Annotated in this window: 1 protein-coding gene; it reads left to right on the forward strand. The window is 64.6% G+C overall.

The genetic code is table 11. The annotated features are described in order from the left end of the window. Positions 1 to 237 (forward strand): hypothetical protein (locus tag QN347_RS20895; RefSeq protein ID WP_323494560.1); only part of this gene is annotated, 237 nt, incomplete at both ends.

Below are 237 nucleotides of genomic sequence, written 5' to 3' on the forward strand. Positions count from 1 at the left end.
GTTATCTCGTCGGGGCAGGGCTGCTCGGGTCGGCATCAATCGTGACGGGTGACTATGCGTCGCTGATCCGTGCCGGCATCGGTCTCGCATTCCGTTGGGCCTTGTATCTGGTCATGGCGCTCGCTTATCCAGGCGGAATGGGTTTCGGCGACGTCAAACTCGCCGGTGTGCCCGGACTCTTCCTCGGTTACCTCGGCTGGGGGCCCCTTGTGGTCGGCGCCTTCGCGGCCTTCCTGC

Source organism: Sphingomonas sp. 10B4, assembly GCF_035019905.1.
Taxonomy (GTDB): domain Bacteria; phylum Pseudomonadota; class Alphaproteobacteria; order Sphingomonadales; family Sphingomonadaceae; genus Sphingomonas; species Sphingomonas glacialis.